The sequence below is a fragment of the Paraburkholderia sp. BCC1885 genome (genome assembly GCF_900996235.1).
Taxonomy (GTDB): Bacteria; Pseudomonadota; Gammaproteobacteria; order Burkholderiales; family Burkholderiaceae; genus Paraburkholderia.
This window is the reverse complement of sequence record NZ_CAAJGM010000110.1, coordinates 37569-54038: the sequence shown is the minus strand read 5'-3', so window position 1 is coordinate 54038 and position 16470 is coordinate 37569. Positions and strand designations below refer to the sequence as shown.

12 protein-coding genes are annotated in these 16470 nt (G+C 65.3%); 11 read left to right on the top strand and 1 reads right to left on the bottom strand.

Annotated features, from left to right (window positions below; all coding sequences use genetic code 11):
• Positions 1-227 precede the first annotated feature (227 nt).
• From FQ755_RS08530 to FQ755_RS08480, 11 genes are all read left to right on the top strand, one after another.
• Positions 228-3701 carry a DUF2126 domain-containing protein gene (locus FQ755_RS08530; RefSeq protein WP_144153076.1) on the top strand — a complete coding sequence of 1158 codons (3474 nt, stop codon included), beginning with the start codon at positions 228-230 and terminating at the stop codon, positions 3699-3701.
• A 27-nt stretch (positions 3702-3728) separates the two neighbouring features.
• A complete protein-coding gene (locus tag FQ755_RS08525) occupies positions 3729-6383 on the top strand; it encodes a circularly permuted type 2 ATP-grasp protein (protein WP_144153074.1) in 2655 nt (884 codons plus the stop codon).
• Positions 6380-7270: a transglutaminase N-terminal domain-containing protein gene (locus tag FQ755_RS08520; RefSeq protein ID WP_144153072.1), complete on the top strand. Its 891-nt coding sequence runs from the start codon at positions 6380-6382 to the stop codon at positions 7268-7270. Before FQ755_RS08525 ends, FQ755_RS08520 begins: the two co-directional genes overlap by 4 nt.
• Positions 7271-7397: 127 nt before the next feature.
• Positions 7398-7823 (top strand): MarR family winged helix-turn-helix transcriptional regulator, encoded by a 426-nt coding sequence (locus tag FQ755_RS08515; protein WP_144153070.1) that lies wholly within the window; start codon positions 7398-7400, stop codon positions 7821-7823.
• Positions 7824-7980: 157 nt separating this feature from the next.
• A complete protein-coding gene (locus tag FQ755_RS08510) occupies positions 7981-8397 on the top strand; it encodes a MarR family winged helix-turn-helix transcriptional regulator (RefSeq protein WP_144153068.1) in 417 nt (138 codons plus the stop codon).
• Between the two features lie 129 nt (positions 8398-8526).
• Positions 8527-9675: an HlyD family secretion protein gene (locus tag FQ755_RS08505; protein WP_186308458.1), complete on the top strand. Its 1149-nt coding sequence runs from the start codon at positions 8527-8529 to the stop codon at positions 9673-9675.
• A 34-nt stretch (positions 9676-9709) separates the two neighbouring features.
• Positions 9710-11281 carry a DHA2 family efflux MFS transporter permease subunit gene (locus tag FQ755_RS08500; RefSeq protein ID WP_144153066.1) on the top strand — a complete coding sequence of 524 codons (1572 nt, stop codon included), beginning with the start codon at positions 9710-9712 and terminating at the stop codon, positions 11279-11281.
• Between the two features lie 20 nt (positions 11282-11301).
• Complete coding sequence (locus FQ755_RS08495) at positions 11302-12723, top strand: efflux transporter outer membrane subunit (protein WP_144153064.1); 1422 nt, start codon at positions 11302-11304, stop codon at positions 12721-12723.
• A gap of 134 nt (positions 12724-12857) precedes the next feature.
• Positions 12858-14042 (top strand): thiolase family protein, encoded by a 1185-nt coding sequence (locus FQ755_RS08490; protein ID WP_144153222.1) that lies wholly within the window; start codon positions 12858-12860, stop codon positions 14040-14042.
• A 157-nt stretch (positions 14043-14199) separates the two neighbouring features.
• A complete protein-coding gene (gene panE / locus FQ755_RS08485) occupies positions 14200-15138 on the top strand; it encodes a 2-dehydropantoate 2-reductase (RefSeq protein ID WP_144153220.1) in 939 nt (312 codons plus the stop codon).
• Positions 15139-15219: 81 nt separating this feature from the next.
• Positions 15220-15519: a hypothetical protein gene (locus FQ755_RS08480; RefSeq protein ID WP_144153062.1), complete on the top strand. Its 300-nt coding sequence runs from the start codon at positions 15220-15222 to the stop codon at positions 15517-15519.
• A 137-nt stretch (positions 15520-15656) separates the two neighbouring features.
• On the opposite strand, the gene FQ755_RS08475 is transcribed toward FQ755_RS08480, so the two are convergent.
• Entirely contained in the window at positions 15657-16229 is a 573-nt protein-coding gene (locus tag FQ755_RS08475) for a helix-turn-helix domain-containing protein (RefSeq protein ID WP_144153060.1), read from the bottom strand.
• Positions 16230-16470 lie beyond the last annotated feature (241 nt).

The following is a 16470-nucleotide window of genomic DNA, read 5'->3' as shown; positions in this document are numbered from 1 at the left end:
CGTGCGCCGCTTTGGTGCGTGCGGCGTTGACGGACTTTCAAGGCGCCGCTCGGTGAGCCCTTGAAAGTGGCGCTGACGGCTTCACGCAGGCTCTGCGGGGCTCTCAGGACCGTCCGTGCCTATGCGAGGTTTGTTTTCCGGCCATGGAGCCGGATGCGGCAAGTTTTTCTACCAACGGCATGAAGCTTGCTTTTTGGCGGGCTGCCATCCTTCGCCCAGGAGTCCGTGTGTCTATCCGTGTCGCGTTGAACCATGTCACGCATTATCGTTATGACCGCCTGGTCGCGCTGTCGCCGCAGGTCGTGCGGCTGCGGCCCGCGCCGCATTGCCGGACTCCGATCGTGTCGTACTCGATGCGCGTCGAGCCAGCCGGGCACTTCATCAACTGGCAGCAGGATGCCTTCGCCAACTATCAGGCGCGGCTGGTGTTTCCCGAGAAGACCCGCGAGTTCAAGATCACCATAGACCTCGTGGCCGAAATGGCCGTCTACAATCCGTTCGATTTCTTCCTCGAACCCTCCGCCGAGAAATTTCCCTTCGAATACGCGCCGGGCCTCGCCGCCGAACTGGCGCCGTATCTGGTCAAGCGCGAGCCGACGCCGCGTTTCAGGGAGTTCGTCGCCAGCATCGACCGCTCGCCCAAGGCGACCGCGGATTTTCTGGTCGGGCTGAACCAGCGTTTGCAGCGCGAGATCCGTTACCTGATCCGCATGGAGCCAGGCGTGCAGACGCCCGAGGAGACCCTCACCACGGCCGCCGGCTCGTGCCGCGATTCCGGCTGGCTGCTGGTCGAAACCTTGCGGCAGTTGGGGCTCGCCGCGCGCTTCGTGTCGGGCTATCTGCTGCAACTGGCGCCGGACACCAAGTCTCTGGATGGTCCGAGCGGCACCGAAGTCGACTTCACCGATCTGCACGCGTGGTGCGAGGTCTACCTGCCGGGCGCGGGCTGGATCGGCCTTGATCCGACCTCGGGGCTGCTGGCGGGCGAAGGCCACATCCCCGTGGCCTGCACGCCGGAACCGGGCAGCGCCGCGCCGATTTCCGGCGCCGTGGACGAATCCGAGGTCGAGTTCGAACACACGATGTCGATCGAGCGCGTGCTGGAAACCCCGCGCGTCACCAAGCCTTATACCGAAGACGTCTGGGCCGACGTGCTGCAAATGGGCGCGCAGGTAGACCGCGAACTGGAAGCGATGGACGTGCGCCTGACGATGGGCGGCGAGCCGACCTTCGTCGCCGTGCGCGACCGCGACGCCGCCGAGTGGAACACCGACGCCCTCGGGCCGACCAAGCGCAGCTACGCCGTGGGCCTGATGGACAAGCTGCGCGCGCGCTATGGCGCGAACGGTTTTCTGCATATCGGCCAGGGCAAGTGGTATCCGGGCGAGCAGTTGCCGCGCTGGGCGCTGTCGCTCTATTGGCGCGCGGACGGCGAGCCGTGCTGGAACGACCCGGCGCTGTTCGCCGACGAACGCGAGCCCGGCAGCTATACGGCGGAAGACGCCCAGCGCTTCCTGACACACCTGACGGCCAAGCTCGGGCTCGACACGCAATTCGTCAAGCCGGGTTATGAAGACACCTGGTATTACCTGTGGCGCGAGCGTCGCCTGCCGGTCAACGTCGATCCGTTCGAATCGCGTCTCGACGACGAGATGGAGCGCGTGCGCCTGCGGCGCGTGTACGACGGCGGTCTCGCCTCGGTGACGGGCTATGTACTGCCGATTTCACGCGAACGCGATCTGCCGCTGCAAGGGCCGCGCTGGGTGACGGGTCCGTGGTATTTCCGCGGTGATCGCATGTACCTGATTCCGGGCGATTCGCCGATGGGCTACCGTCTGCCGCTCGACGCGCTGCCGTGGGTTTCGCAGACGGATTATCCGTATCAGCATGCGCATGACCCGTTCGCCCCGCCCACGCCGCTGCGCACGGCGGCGCAATTGCGCATGCAGTACGAAGGACGCAACGGCGGGGAAGCATATGGCGCGGACACTTCGGCCGCGGGCGGCGGCACAGCCGCGCTCCATGCCGGCAGTGGCGCCGGCGGCTCTGGCGCAGGCGCGGCTGTCGGCCATACGTCCGCCGCCTCGCGCATCCCCCGCGGCGAATCCGCAAGCTGGATCACCCGTACCGCGCTGTGCGTCGAAGCCCGTGACCCCGCCCGCGCCGCCGGTCCGAAGGTGGAAACCGAGAGCTTCGGCAGCGGCCGCAAGATGCTGCACGTGTTCATGCCGCCGCTCACCGAGCTAGACGATTACCTGGATCTGCTGGCGGCCGTCGAAGCCACGGCTGCCGAACTCGGCATGAAGGTGGTGATCGAAGGCTATCCGCCGCCGCGCGATCAGCGGCTGAAGATGCTGCAGGTGACGCCGGACCCGGGCGTGATCGAAGTCAACATCCATCCGGCGTCGAGCTGGGAGCAACTGGTCGACCATACCGAGTATCTATATCAGTCGGCGCACGAAACCTATCTGAGCACCGAGAAGTTCATGACCGACGGCCGCCATACCGGCACCGGCGGCGGCAATCACTTCGTGCTTGGCGGCGCGACCCCCGCGGACAGCCCGTTCCTGCGCCGTCCGGATCTGCTGGCGAGCCTGGTGGCGTACTGGCTCAACCATCCGTCGCTGTCGTACCTGTTTTCGGGGCTGTTTATCGGGCCGACCAGCCAGGCGCCGCGCGTCGACGAGGCGCGTAACGACCAGGTCTACGAACTGGAGATCGCTTTTCGCGAACTGCAGCGGCAGATCGACCTGCTCGGCGGCCGTCACGGCGGTCAATTGCCGGCGTGGATGATCGACCGGTCGCTGCGCAATATTCTCATCGACGTCACCGGCAACACGCACCGCGCCGAGTTTTGCATCGACAAGCTCTATTCGCCCGACGGCCCGACCGGCCGCCTCGGTCTGCTGGAACTGCGCGGCTTCGAAATGCCGCCGCATGCGCGCATGAGCCTCGTGCAGCAGTTGCTGCTGCGGGCCCTGGTGGCGCGCTTCTGGAAGACGCCGTACACGCAGCGGCTGACGCGCTGGGGCACGGAACTGCACGACCGTTTCCTGCTCGGCACCTTCGTGCAGATGGATTTCGACGACGTCCTCGCGGATCTCGCGGAGGCCGGCTACGCCTTCGACCGCGCCTGGTTCGCTCCGCATTTCGAATTCCGTTTCCCGCTGGTGGGCGAAACCACCACCAGCGGCGTGACGCTGACCATCCGCAGCGCGCTCGAACCGTGGCACGTGATGGGCGAGGAGGGCGCCCCCGGCGGCACGGTGCGTTATGTGGATTCGTCGGTGGAGCGGCTCGAAGTGCGGGTGCTCGGTCTCAACGAAAATCGTCACCGGGTGAGCGTCAACGGCGTGGCGTTGCCGTTGCAACCTACCGGGCGCGTCAGCGAGTATGTGGCGGGCGTGCGCTATCGCGCGTGGTCGCAGCCTTCGGCCCTGCATCCGACGATCGGCGTCGACGCGCCGCTTGTTTTTGATCTCGTCGACACCTGGACTGGCCGTTCGATTGGCGGATGCCAGTATCATGTGGCTCATCCGGGCGGGCGCAACTACCAGACCTTCCCGGTCAACGCGTATGAGGCCGAGAGCCGGCGGCGCGCGCGCTTCTTCACGATGGGTCATACGCCTGGACCGCTCGTGGCAGAGGCGCCGCAACGCAGTCTGGAATTCCCGTTCACGTTGGACTTACGCTACTGGTGACCTGACAACAATTGACCCGACACGACCTTGGCCTTTCAATCGACTTTTCCCTTCGAGGCAACCGCGGCTCACGCGGATGCGCTGTCGCTCCTGCGGGTGCTGCCGGTCCGCGATGGGCACTGGGACGAGTTGCTCGATGAGTCAGGGTCGTTGCGCGAGCCGTGGCGGCAGTTTTTCGAACTGCTGGGCGAGGACGGCATCGCCGCTCTGGAACAGAACGCCGCCTCGGTCGCGCAGCAGATCCGCGATAACGACATCAGCTACAACGTCTACGCGGACAAGGGCGAACCCAGGCCGTGGGCGCTGGACCTGCTGCCGCTTCTGATCGACGAGGCCGAATGGGCCGAAATCGAGCAGGGCGTGATGCAGCGCGCGCAGTTGCTCAACGCGGTGGTGGCCGACGTCTACGGCGCGCAGACCTTGCTGCGGCGCGGCCAGTTGCCGCCGGCGCTGGTCTATGGCCATCCGGGATACCTGCGTTCCGTGCGCGGTTTCACGCCGCCGGGCGGGCAATATCTGCAGGTCGTCGCGGTCGATCTGGCGCGCGCGCCGAACGGCAACTGGACGGTGATGTCGCATCGCACCGAGGCGCCGTCGGGTCTCGGTTACGCGCTGGAAAACCGCCTGATCGTTTCGAGCCAGTTTGCCGAGCCGTTCCGCTCGCTGCATGTGAGCCGCCTCGCGCCCACCTATTCGCAACTGATCGCCACCATGGTGCAGTCGGCCCGCGCCGTAATGCATGGCGATGCCGCCGACAGCTCGCCGCATATCGCGCTGCTTACGCCGGGGCCATTCGCCGAAACCTATTTCGAGCACGTGTTTCTGGCGCGTTACCTGGGCGTGACGCTCGTCGAGGGGAAAGACCTCACGGTGCGCGACGACATGCTGTATCTGAAGACCCTGGCGGGACTCGAACGCGTGCATGTGGTGATGCGCCGGCTCGACGACGCGTTTTGCGATCCGGTCGAACTGCGCGCGGATTCGACGATCGGCGTGCCGGGTTTGCTGCAGGTGATGCGGGCCGGCAACGTGATCGTCTCGAACGTGCCCGGTTCGGGCTTCGTCGAATCGCCCGCCTTGCACGGCTTTTTGCCGGGTATCGCCGAGGCGCTGCTGGGCGAAGATCTGCTGCTGCCGGGCGTGCCGACCTGGTGGTGCGGCGAGGAAGCGGCTCGCGAGCACGCGTATGCGCATCTGGACGAAGCCTTTCTGGTGCCAACCTGGCCGGCCGCGCGGCGCGACGGCGCGCCGGGCCTGGAGCAGGGCGTGCAACCGCTGGACGAGTGGCGCGAGCGCATCGAAGCCTTGCCCGACAACTTCACGATTCAATTGCCGCTGCCGTATTCGTGCGCGCCGCGTTACGAAGACGGCACGCTGGGACGCCGTCCGTCGGTGCTGCGCGTCTATGCCATCGCCGATTTCGACGGCGGCTGGCACGTCATGCCGGGCGGCTTCACGCGTCTCGCGGCGGAGCGGCAGGCAACGGTGTCGATGCAGTTCGGCGGCAGCAGTGTCGATACCTGGGTGCTGTCGAGCCAGCCGACCTCCACCTTCACGCTATTGCCCTCGCCGATGCAGCCCGCCGATCTCGCGCGCAAGCATCGCACGGTCTCGAGCCGCGCCGCGGAGAATCTGTTCTGGGCCGGGCGGTATAGCGAGCGCGCCGAGAACAACGTGCGGCTGCTGCGCTTGATCCTCGGCTCGCTGGAGAGCAACGACGCGAATGCGATGTTCGAGACGCTGGTGGAGCTGGCGCAATACTGCGGGCTGGTGCAATTCGGCGACGTGCGCCGCGACGATTCGCTGCAAGCCTTCGAGCGGACCCTGGTCGCGAATCTGCATGAAGCAACCGGGGCGGCCAGCATCGGCCAGGTGCTGAACGCGCAGGTGCGGGCGAGCGGCGAGATTCGCGGCCGCCTGTCGAACGACCACTGGCGCACGATTCTCGCGGCCCGCAATGACTTCCGCGATGCGTTGCAGAAGCTGATGCCTGCGAGTGTTGCCGCCGCGGCGGGGCTTAACGGTGGCAGCGGCGGCAGCGGTGGCGGCGCTGGGACAGTCGCATCGGGCAGCGGCCGTCACGACCGCTACGACCGCGTCACCTTGATGGACGCGCTCGAACAACTGGCGACACAACTTTCGGCCATCAGCGGCGCACAAGGCGACCGCATGACGCGCGACGAAGCGTGGCGTTTGCTGTTTGCGGGGCGGCACATCGAACGGGTCGCCGCGATGACGTCGATCCTGCGCGTGGTCGCCGGCAAAGGCCAACTGGCGACGCCCGCCGGTTTCGATCTGCTGCTGCAACTCTTCGATAGTACCTTGACCTACCGCTCGCTCTATCCGGGACGCCTCGAAGTGCCGGCGCTGCTCGACCTACTGGTGGTCGAGCCGACCAATCCGCGTGGCCTGTACGGCGTCTACGAACGCCTGTGCGGCAAGCTCGATGAAATCACCATCGCGGCGGGCGGCACCCGGCACCGCGCGTTTGTCGATCTGATGCCGCCGCCCGACACGTTGCCGTCGCTCGAACGCCTGTGCGAAATCGATGGGACCGGCGCCTACACGGCGCTGATCCGCGTGTGCGACGAACTGGGCGCGTTCGCCGCCGCGGCGGCCAATGAAATCAGCGCGCGCTACTTCAGCCACGCCAACACGCTCGCCTCGCAGGTATCGTCATGAAGACCGCACAGACCATGCTGTCGGTCTCGCACCGCACCACTTACCGGTATTCGACCTTCGTCGAGACCGCGCAGCATCTCGCGACCATCCGGCCGCTGGCGTGCGCCTGGCAGCGCGTCATCTCGCATGAAGAGACGATCGAGCCGCAGCCGTCGTATCTGCATAGCCGCGTCGACGCGTTCGGCAATGACGTGCTGTACTTCACGCTCGATGCGCCGCACGAGCGTTTGCAAATGGTCAGTGAAACCACGGTGCAACTGACGCCGCGCTGGACCGAGCTGGATCCCGACACCACGCCGGCATGGGAAGACGTGGCCGAGGCGCTGCGCTTTCGGGTGGGCGGCGAATTCCGGCCGGAGGTCGAGTTCTGCTTTGCCTCGCCAAACATTGCCTTGCGGCCCGCGTTGCGCGCCTACGCGCTGGCGAGCTTCGAGCCCGGCACGCCGGTCGCGGCCGGCGCGATCGACCTGATGCATCGCATTTACCGCGATTTCGCCTACAAGCCATCGGCGACCATGTTCGATACGCCCGCCGAGCGCGCCTTCGAACTGAAGAGCGGCGTGTGCCAGGATTTCGCTCAGGTGATGATCGGCTGCCTGCGCTCACTCGGGTTGCCGGCGCGCTATGTGAGCGGCTATCTGCGCAACGATCCGCCGCCGGGGCAACCGCGGCTGATCGGCGCGGATGCGTCGCATGCGTGGGTGTCGGTGCATTGCCCCGGCAGCGGCTGGATCGACCTCGATCCGACCAATGACGTCCTCGCCGACATGGATCATGTCACGCTGGCGATCGGCCGCGATTACAGCGACGTCTCGCTGCTGCGCGGGATGATTCTCGGTGGCGGTGCGCATCGGGTGGAAGTGGGCGTGAGCGTGCTGCCTCTTTAGCTGCCTTGTCTGATTGGCGGTTTATCGGCCGTTTTGCTGGCCTGTTTCCAACCGTTGGCGTCTCACCAAGTCTTACCCGGGCGCAAGTTTCTTGACACTGTGTGTACGCACACATATACTGCCTTCCATGAACGGACCTCTCACCTACGACGAATGCAACTGCTTCGCCTTGCGCCAGGCTGCCCGCTACGTCACGCAGATTTATGAGCGCCATCTCGGCGAGGTGGGGCTGACGGCTGCGCAGTTCACGATCATGGCCAAGCTGGCGCGGCGCGCCTCGGCCACCATGGTCGAAATGGCCGATGCCATGGTGATGGACCGCACGACGCTGGTGCGCGCGCTCAAGCCGCTGCAGCGTGACGGTCTGGTGGTGAGCGAAGCATCGGAACACGACGGCCGGACGTATCTGTTCAGCTTGTCGGCGAGCGGCAAGGCGACGTTTGCCAAAGCGGCTACCGCGTGGCGTAACGCGCAGGCTGAATTCGAAGGCAAATTCGGCCATGCGCGGGCGAAGGCCTTGCGCTCGGAGCTGTTCGAACTGACCGCGGACTGAGCAAGAGGCGCGGCACGCGGCGCGCTCGCAGCAAACCGTGAATCGACGGCGTGGCAATTGGGCGTCGTCAGATTGGCGGTTTTGTTTTAATTATTTGAGTGCGTATGCACTCGTGAGCTGTAAATAAAACGCACAAGGCACGGACAAAAACGACGCCATGGAAACGCTACCCGATGACGACTGTTTTGCGATTCGCCAGGCGGCCCGCTACGTGTCGCAGCTATACGACCGGCATCTCGCGCAGGTGGGCCTGACGATCACGCAGTTCTCGATCCTGACGAGGATCAAGCGTGCGGCGCCCATGACGATGAAGCAACTGGCCGAGGAGATGGTGATGGAGCGGACCACCCTCGTGCGAGCCTTGCAGCCGTTGCAGCGCGACGGCCTGCTATCGAGCCGCAGCGCTGAAACGAAGGGCAGGGAGCTGTCGCTCAGTCTCACCGAAACCGGCGCTGTCAAACTGGTCGCCGCGCGGTTGCAATGGCGTGCCGCCCAGGAAGAGTTCGAGCAACGCTTCGGAGCGGAACGCGCCGCCGAATTGCGGCGCGAGTTGTTTGCGATGACGAAGGCCTGAGCGATCAGGCGCGGCATGCGACCCGGGCAGGCGCCAAGGCGCTCGCTCAGGCCGGCACAGGTTGGCGTGCTGTTCACGGTTTTTTTACGCCTATTTTGATCTCTATTTAGTGCATACGCACACATAAACATGTCCACGACTCCTTCTACTCTCGCCCCGGCTGGCGCCACCGATGCCGCCGGCGCCGCGCAACCGGCCCGCCGCATTCCGTGGATGCTGCTCGCGGTCATCACCGTGCTGGTGGTGCTGGCGTGCGCGCTGTCGTACTGGTTTATCGTCGGCCGCTTTGTCGAAAGCACGGATGACGCTTACGTCGGCGGCGACGTCACGGTAATGGCGCCGAAGGTGAGCGGCTTCGTCACCGACGTGATGGTGCGCGACAACCAGCGCGTGCAGGTGAATCAGGTGCTGATCCGCCTCGACGCCCGCGACTACGATGCGCGTCTCGCGCAGGCACGCGCCGAAGTGCAGAGCGCGCAGGCAGCCGTCACCGAATTGCAGGCGAGGAAGTCGCTGCAACTGGCGACCATCAACGAGCAGGCCGCCGAGGTGAAGGCCTCGGCTGCGGAACTGACCCGCAGCGCCCAGGACGAGACGCGTTACCGTGAGCTGGTGAAGGACGAGGCGGTGTCGAACCAGGTCGTCGAACGCGCCGACGCGGATCTCGCCAAGGCACATGCCTCGGTCGATCGCAGCGGCGCCGCGCTGCTTGCCGCGCAGCGCGAGATCAGCGTGCTCGATGCGCAGATCGGGGCGGCTGAGGCGCGTGTCGCGACGGCGCAGGCGGCGCAGCGCGTCGCCGAATTGAACGTCGAGTACACGACGATTCGCTCGCCGGTGGATGGTTATGTCGGCAATCGCACGGCGCAGGTGGGGCTGCTGGCCAATACGGGCGTGTCGCTGCTGACGGTGGTGCCTTCGTCGGGCCTGTGGGTCGATGCGAACTTCAAGGAAGACCAGTTGAAGAAGATGCGCGTGGGCGATAAGGCGGACGTCTCGCTCGACGCCTCCAGCCAGTCGCTGCACGGCGTGGTGGACAGCCTCGCGCCCGCCACCGGTGCGACCTTCAGCGTGTTGCCCGCCGAAAACGCGACCGGCAACTTCACGAAGATCGTGCAGCGCGTGCCGGTGCGGATTCATCTCGACGTGCCGCAGGACATGCAGGGCGTGCTGCGTCCGGGCCTGTCGGCGACGGTCAAGGTGCATCTCGATAGCGGCAACGGCGGCGCCGGCAACACCGGTAACGCCAGCAGCATCAACGCGCCGGCGCATTCGTGATCCGCGCCTCGCGCTCGCCTGAGATACGCCGACCATGACCCACCCTCCGCTCAATCCGGCCGACCAGCCGGCCCGTACCAAGGCCTTCGCGTTTGCGCTGATGTGCCTCGGCTTTTTCATGGCGACGCTGGATATCCAGATCGTCGCGTCATCATTGCGGGATATCGGCGGTGGGCTATCTGCCAGCCAGGACGAGCTGTCGTGGGTGCAGACCTCGTACCTGATCGCGGAAATCATGGTGATCCCGATGTCCGGCTGGCTCACGCGCGTATTCTCGACGCGCTGGCTGTTCGCGTTCTCCGCACTCGGCTTCACGATCACCAGCATGCTGTGCGGCCTCGCGTGGGACATCAATTCGATGATCCTGTTTCGCGGCCTGCAAGGCGCGCTGGGCGCGGCGATGATTCCCACGGTGTTCACCACCGCCTTCGTGCTGTTCCCCGGCAAGCAGCGGCTGATCGCCTCGACCACCATCGGCGCGCTGGCTTCGCTCGCGCCGACCATTGGCCCGGTGATCGGCGGCTGGATCACCGCGCAATGGTCGTGGCATTGGCTGTTCTATCTGAACCTCGTGCCGGGCGTGCTCGTCACGGTGATGGTGCCGAAGTTCGTGCATATCGACGAGGTGGATCTGTCGCTGGCGAAAAAGGGCGATTACCTGGGAATCCTCTTGATGTCGGCGTTCCTCGGCTGCCTCGAATACGTGCTCGAAGAAGGGCCGCGCAAGAACTGGTTCGGCGACGATGCCATCCTGCTGTGCACGTGGGTTTCGGCGATTTGCGGTTTCCTGTTCATCGTGCATGCGTTCACGGCTAAACAGCCGATCGTGGATTTGCGCGCGCTGGCGGTGCGCAACTTCGGCATCGGCAGTTTGCTGTCGTTCATCACCGGCGTGGGGCTGTTCTGCTCCGTGTTCCTGACGCCGGTGTTCCTCTCGCGCGTGCGCGGTTTCGACTCGCTGCAGATCGGTCTGGCGTTGTTGTCGGTGGGGTGTTTTCAGTTGCTGGCGCTGGCGGCGTATTCGACGCTGGCGCGGTTTATCGACATGCGCTGGTTGATGATCTTCGGCCTCGCGTGCTTTGGCCTCGGCTGCTATCTATACGTGCCGTTGACCAGCCAGTGGGGCTGGCAGGAGTTGCTGCTGCCGCAGGCCTTGCGCGGCATCGGCCAGCAGTTTTGCGTGCCGCCCATCGTCACCATGGCGCTCGGCTCGCTGCCGCCATCCCGGTTGCGCTCGGCGAGCGGCCTGTTCAATCTGATGCGGAATCTGGGCGGCGCCATCGGCATCGCGGTGAGCAGCACCATGCTCAACGACCGTCTCAATCTGCACTACGAACGGCTTGATGAACACCTCAGCGTCGGCCGGCCGGTGGTCGAAGGTCTGTTGCAGCAGCAGGCCAGCCGGCTCGCCGCGGTAGGCGGCAATGCGCTCAACGCGGGCCATGCGGGCCTCGACCTGCTGCATACGCTGCTGATGCGCGAAGCGCTGGTGCTGACCTTCTCCGACGCCTTTCTCGCGGTGGCGTTGTGCTTCGTGGTGGGGCTCGTGAGCGTGGCGTTTTCGCGCCCGTTCGGCTTGAGCTCGCCGCCTCCCGACGCCCATTAGACAATCTTCAGGATAGCGATATGAAATCGATCGCAGAAAAAACGGTGGCCGCGGCGATGCTGCTGGCGCTGGCGGCATGTGCGGTGCAGCCGGAGACGCATGCGGACCTGCCGCACGTGGCGCAAAGCGTGGCGCCCACGGCGTGGAGCGTCGACGCGCCGCAAGATAGCGTGGATGCCGACGCCTGGTGGGAGCACTTTGGCGACCCGGTGCTGCATCAACTGGTCGAATCCGTGCTGAACGGCAATCTGGATGTGCAGGCCGCCGTCGAGCGTGTCAAGCAGGCGCAGGCCATCACGACGCAGCAGCGCTCGTATCTGCTGCCCGAACTCGATGCCACGGCAACAGCCGCCGACCAACGCGAAAACGCGCCGCCGCCGCTCGGTTACGTGCGCCAGGCGGGCTTTGGCGTGGCGGCAAGCTGGACGCCGGACGTGTTCGGCGGCGAGCGCCTCGCCGTGTTGGCGGCGCAAGCCCAGCTCGCGGGCCGCGAAGCATCGCTGGACGAATTGCGGCTCGCGCTTGCGGCCAATACGGCGGGCGCTTATATCGACCTGCGCTGGGCGCAATCGGAGCTGCAGATTCTCAACGACAACGAGGATATCCGCCGCCGCGCGCTCAAGCTCACGCAGGAGCGGCTGCATTACGGCCTGTCGACGCAACTCGACGTGGCCCGCGCGCAGAACCAGTTACAGGATCTGCAGGCGCAGATTCCGCACGTGCAGTCGACCATCCAGCATCAGCTCAGCCTGATCGCCGTGTATTCGGGCCGCACGCCGGAGAGCGTCAACAGTCTGCTGCTCACGCAGGCGCGCGAGATTCCGGCGCCGGCGCAAAGCGTGCCGCAGATCCTGCCGTCCGAAGCGCTGTTGCGCCGGCCCGACGTGCGCACTGCTTACGCCAGCGTCGAACAGCGCGCGGCGGAGGTGGGCGCCGCGAAGGCGCAGCGCTATCCGCAGTTCAAGCTGAATCTGGCGGATGGTTTGTTGGCGTCGTCGTATCTTGGCTTGCCCACCTTGACCGACAACCTGTTCAGCGCAGCCCTGAACGCGACGAGCCCGATCTTCAACGCGGGCCGCATCACGGCGAACATCGACGAGAACGAAAGCAGGATGCGCGAATCGCAACTCGGCTTGCAGCAGACCATGCTACAGGCGTTAAAGGAGGTCGAGGACACCCGCAGCGATCTGGTCAGCGACGCCGTGCAGGTAGATCGTCTGGGCGGCGCGCTCGATGCGTCGGGTCACGCGTTGCATCTATCCACCGAGTTGTACAAGGACGGCGCGTCGAGTTTCCTCGACGTGCTCGATGCGCAGCAGGCGTATCTGCGCGATTCCGAAGCCCTGAACCAGGCGAAGCGCGCCCACGCGCTGGCGGCGGTGGCGCTGTACCGCTCGCTCGGCGGCGGCTGGGATACGCAACCCGCGCTGGCCGCGAACTGATGGCGCGAGCCAATCGACACTGAACGGACCCGGAACGCGACGCCGGCCCGCCCGCGTCCCGGAGATGACGGACCAGCCCGCCTCGGGCCGATGCGATGCAGGCGGACGCGACTGATGGAATGTGAGGGACGATGATGAACAGGCGAGAAGTAGTGATCTGCAATCCCGTGAGGACGCCGATTGGCGCCTACAACGGCACGCTGAAAGACGTGCCGGCCACCGAACTCGGCGCGCTCGTCGTGCGCGAGACGCTGAGCCGCAGCGGCCTCGCGGCGGCGCAGCTGAACGCGGTGGTGCTGGGCAACGTGATCCAGGCGGGCAACAGGATGAATCCGGCGCGCCAGGCGGCCATTGGCGGCGGCGTGCCGGTCGAAGTGCCGGCGCTGACGGTGAACCGCGTCTGCGGTTCGGGCGCGCAGGCGATTGCCTCGGCGGCGCAGGAAATCTGGCTGGGTTTCGGTGACGCCGCCGTGGCGGGCGGCATGGAGAACATGGACCGCGCGCCGTATCTGCTCGATGGCGGCCGCTGGGGCTATCGCATGGGCAACGCGCAAGTGCATGACAGCATGTTGCGCGACGGCCTCGTCGACGCATTTTCCGGCGAACATTCCGGCTGGCACACCGAAGACCTCGTCACGCAGATGGACATCACGCGCGAGGCTCAGGACCGCTGGGCCGCGCGTTCGCAGCAGCGTTTCGCGGCGGCGCAGGACGACGGCCGCTTCGATGCGGAACGGGTGAGCGTCGAAATCGCCGGACGCAAAGGGCCGCAGCTATTCTTGCGCGACGAGCAAGCGCGCGCCGATACCACCGTCGAAACATTGGCGCGGCTGCGGCCGGCGTTTCGTCCCGACGGCACGATCACCGCCGGCAACGCGCCGGGCCTCAATAGCGGCGCCGCCGCCATGGTGGTGGCGGAGCGCGGCTTCGCCGAGAGCCACGGCATCGAACCGTTCGCGCGGCTCGTCGCCTATGGCGTCGCGGCGGTCGAGCCTGGCCTGTTCGGGCTTGGACCGGTGCCCGCCGTGCAGATGGCGCTCGGCCGCGCGGGCTGGCGGCTCAAGGACGTCGAGCGCGTCGAGATCAACGAGGCTTTTGCCGCCGTGCCGATTGCCGTGCTGCGCAAGCTCGGGCTGGACGAGGAGATCGTCAATGTCGAAGGCGGCGCGATCGCTCACGGCCATCCGATCGGCGCCACCGGCGCCGTGCTGACGACGCGCCTGCTGCACTCGATGCGGCGTGACGGACTCAGGCGCGGCATCGTCACGCTGTGCATCGGCGGCGGCCAGGGGATCGCGCTGGCGCTGGAAATACTCTGAGTCCGGCTCGACGCTTACGCGTCATGTCAATGCAAAGCGGAATTTTTTGCTACATTGACGCAGATGCCCGGTTCGCGGCCCGCGTCCTTCTTATCCGGAGGGCGTGGCCGCACTGAGCCCGTGAGCGGAACAACAAATCCTCCCGAGAGACAATGTGATGCGAATTCTGGTTGTAGGTGCAGGTGCAGTGGGCGGTTATTTCGGCGGTCGTCTTGCGCATGCCGGCCGTGACGTAACGTTTCTGGTGCGCGCGGGCCGCGCCGAAGAACTGCGCCGTGCCGGTCTGGTGATCAAAAGCCCGCGCGGCGACTTCACGCTGCGCGACCCCAAGACCGTGCAGGCCGGCGACAGCGTCGAGCCCTTCGATCTGGTGATGCTGAGTTGCAAGGCCTACCATCTCGACGATGCCATCGCGTCGTTCGAGTCGATGGTCGGGCCGGCCACGCTGATCCTGCCGCTGCTCAACGGCATGCGTCATATCGACGTCCTCACGCAGAAGTTCGGCGCGGCGCGCGTGCTGGGCGGTCAATGCGCGATTGCTGCGACGCTCAACCGCGAGCGCGAAATCGTCCACCTGAACGAAATGCATTCGATGTCGTTCGGCGAGCTCGAAGGCGGCTTGTCGGCGCGCGTGCGTGCGATTGGCGAGGAAATGGCGGGCGCCGGTTTCGACGTACTGCAGAGCGATCACGTGCTGCTGAGCATGTGGGAAAAGTGGGTGTTCCTCGCGACGCTGGCCGCCAGCACGTGTCTGTTCCGCGGCGCCGTCGCCGATATTCTGAGCGCGCCGGATGGCCGCCGCGCAATCGAAGGGCTGCTTGGCGAATGCCGGGCGATCGCCCAGCACAACGGCTTTACGATGGGGCCGCATTTCGACGCCCGCGCCAACCAGACGCTCTTCACGCCTTCGCCGCTGACGGCTTCGATGCTGCGCGACGTCGAGAATCACGCCCCGACCGAGGCCGACCATGTCCTCGGCGACCTGATCCAGCGCGGCGGTTCCGCGCAGCAGCGCGATGCGGGGTTGTCGTTGCTGCGCATCGCCTACAGCAATCTGAAAACGTATGAAGCACGCGAGGCGCGTACCGCCGCCTAGGGTTTGGCCGCGTGCTTGCGGCGGCGAGCATGCAAGGGGTGTGCGGGCGGGCATGCGAAAAGCGGGCGACAGGAGGACATCATGCCGAGTCCAGCAGGGTCGGTCGTGGCGCTAAGTTCGGCTTCGGCGACGGCGTTTTCGTTCGGAATTGCCTATCTCGGCTACTGGGGTGTCCACGAACCCGCGCCGTGGAAATTCACCGACGTGCTGGTGGTGATGTTCGCTTTAGGCGGATTCGCCTGCCTCGGGCTGGTGCCGTTCGTGGCGACCCGTCCGGTCAGGCAGGAAAGCGACGACGACGGCGTTCGCGTCGCAAGGCGTCTGTTTCTTGGCGGCGTAAGCGCGGTCTGGCTCGCGCTTACGCTATCCATCGTGAAGTGAAACCGGTCAAGCAGATCAAAGCCGCGCCGTTTTCTCCGCCTGTTCGATAGCAATCCTGATAATTGGCGCGGGGCCGTCACCGGCCGGGAAAATCCGCTCCGCTCGCAGCGTTTTCAATCATGCGAGAAGCGCCGCGATCAGAACAGCCGCGGCGTCCCCACCCATACCACCAGCGACTCGCCACGCGCCGTATTGGCCCAGCTATGCGGCACGGTCGATTCGTAATGCGCGCTGTCGCCTGCTTGCAACGCAAACGTCTTGCCTTCCAGCGTCAGCGAAACCTTGCCGCTGATCACGTACAAAAACTCTTCGCCGGCATGCGTGTTCACTTCGGAGCGTTTTTGTCCCGGCGGCATCTTGACGAGAATCGCTTCCAGTTGCCGGCCGCCCGTCAGATTGGTCAGACGGGCGAACAGGTTGGCGGAATCCGCGAAACCAAAAAACCGCAGCTGGTCGCCCCGGCTCACCGAACGCTCTTCGCTGGGGGTGTCGACGAAATACTGCACGGTCACGCCGAGGGCGCTGGCAATCCCCGCCAGCGACGTCAGAGATGGGGTGGCCAGGCCGCGTTCCACCTGCGACAGAAAGGGTTTTGAAATGCGTGCCGCTGTGGCTGTGTCATCGAGCGTGCGCTTCAGCCGCTGCCGCAGCGCGCGTATCTTGCTACCCAGCTCGAGGGCCGGATTTTTGTTTTCAGTTTTTGTAACCATAGCGAGAAATGAATCAGCCCGTCAAAATATGTTTGATTTAAGTAAACAAAATTTGATAGCCTGGATGGCTATCGGAATAGCGTGAGTATGCCTGTCGGGCATTTTTTTCGAAAACAAACCGGCTCATCTGCCAGAGGCTCAAACCGGCTTGCAGCTTGCTCAAGAACCGTTTGCGCCGGCGAAACAGAGTGGGCGTTAATATCGCGCGGCCAGATAATACGAACGATTAACACATCCGATG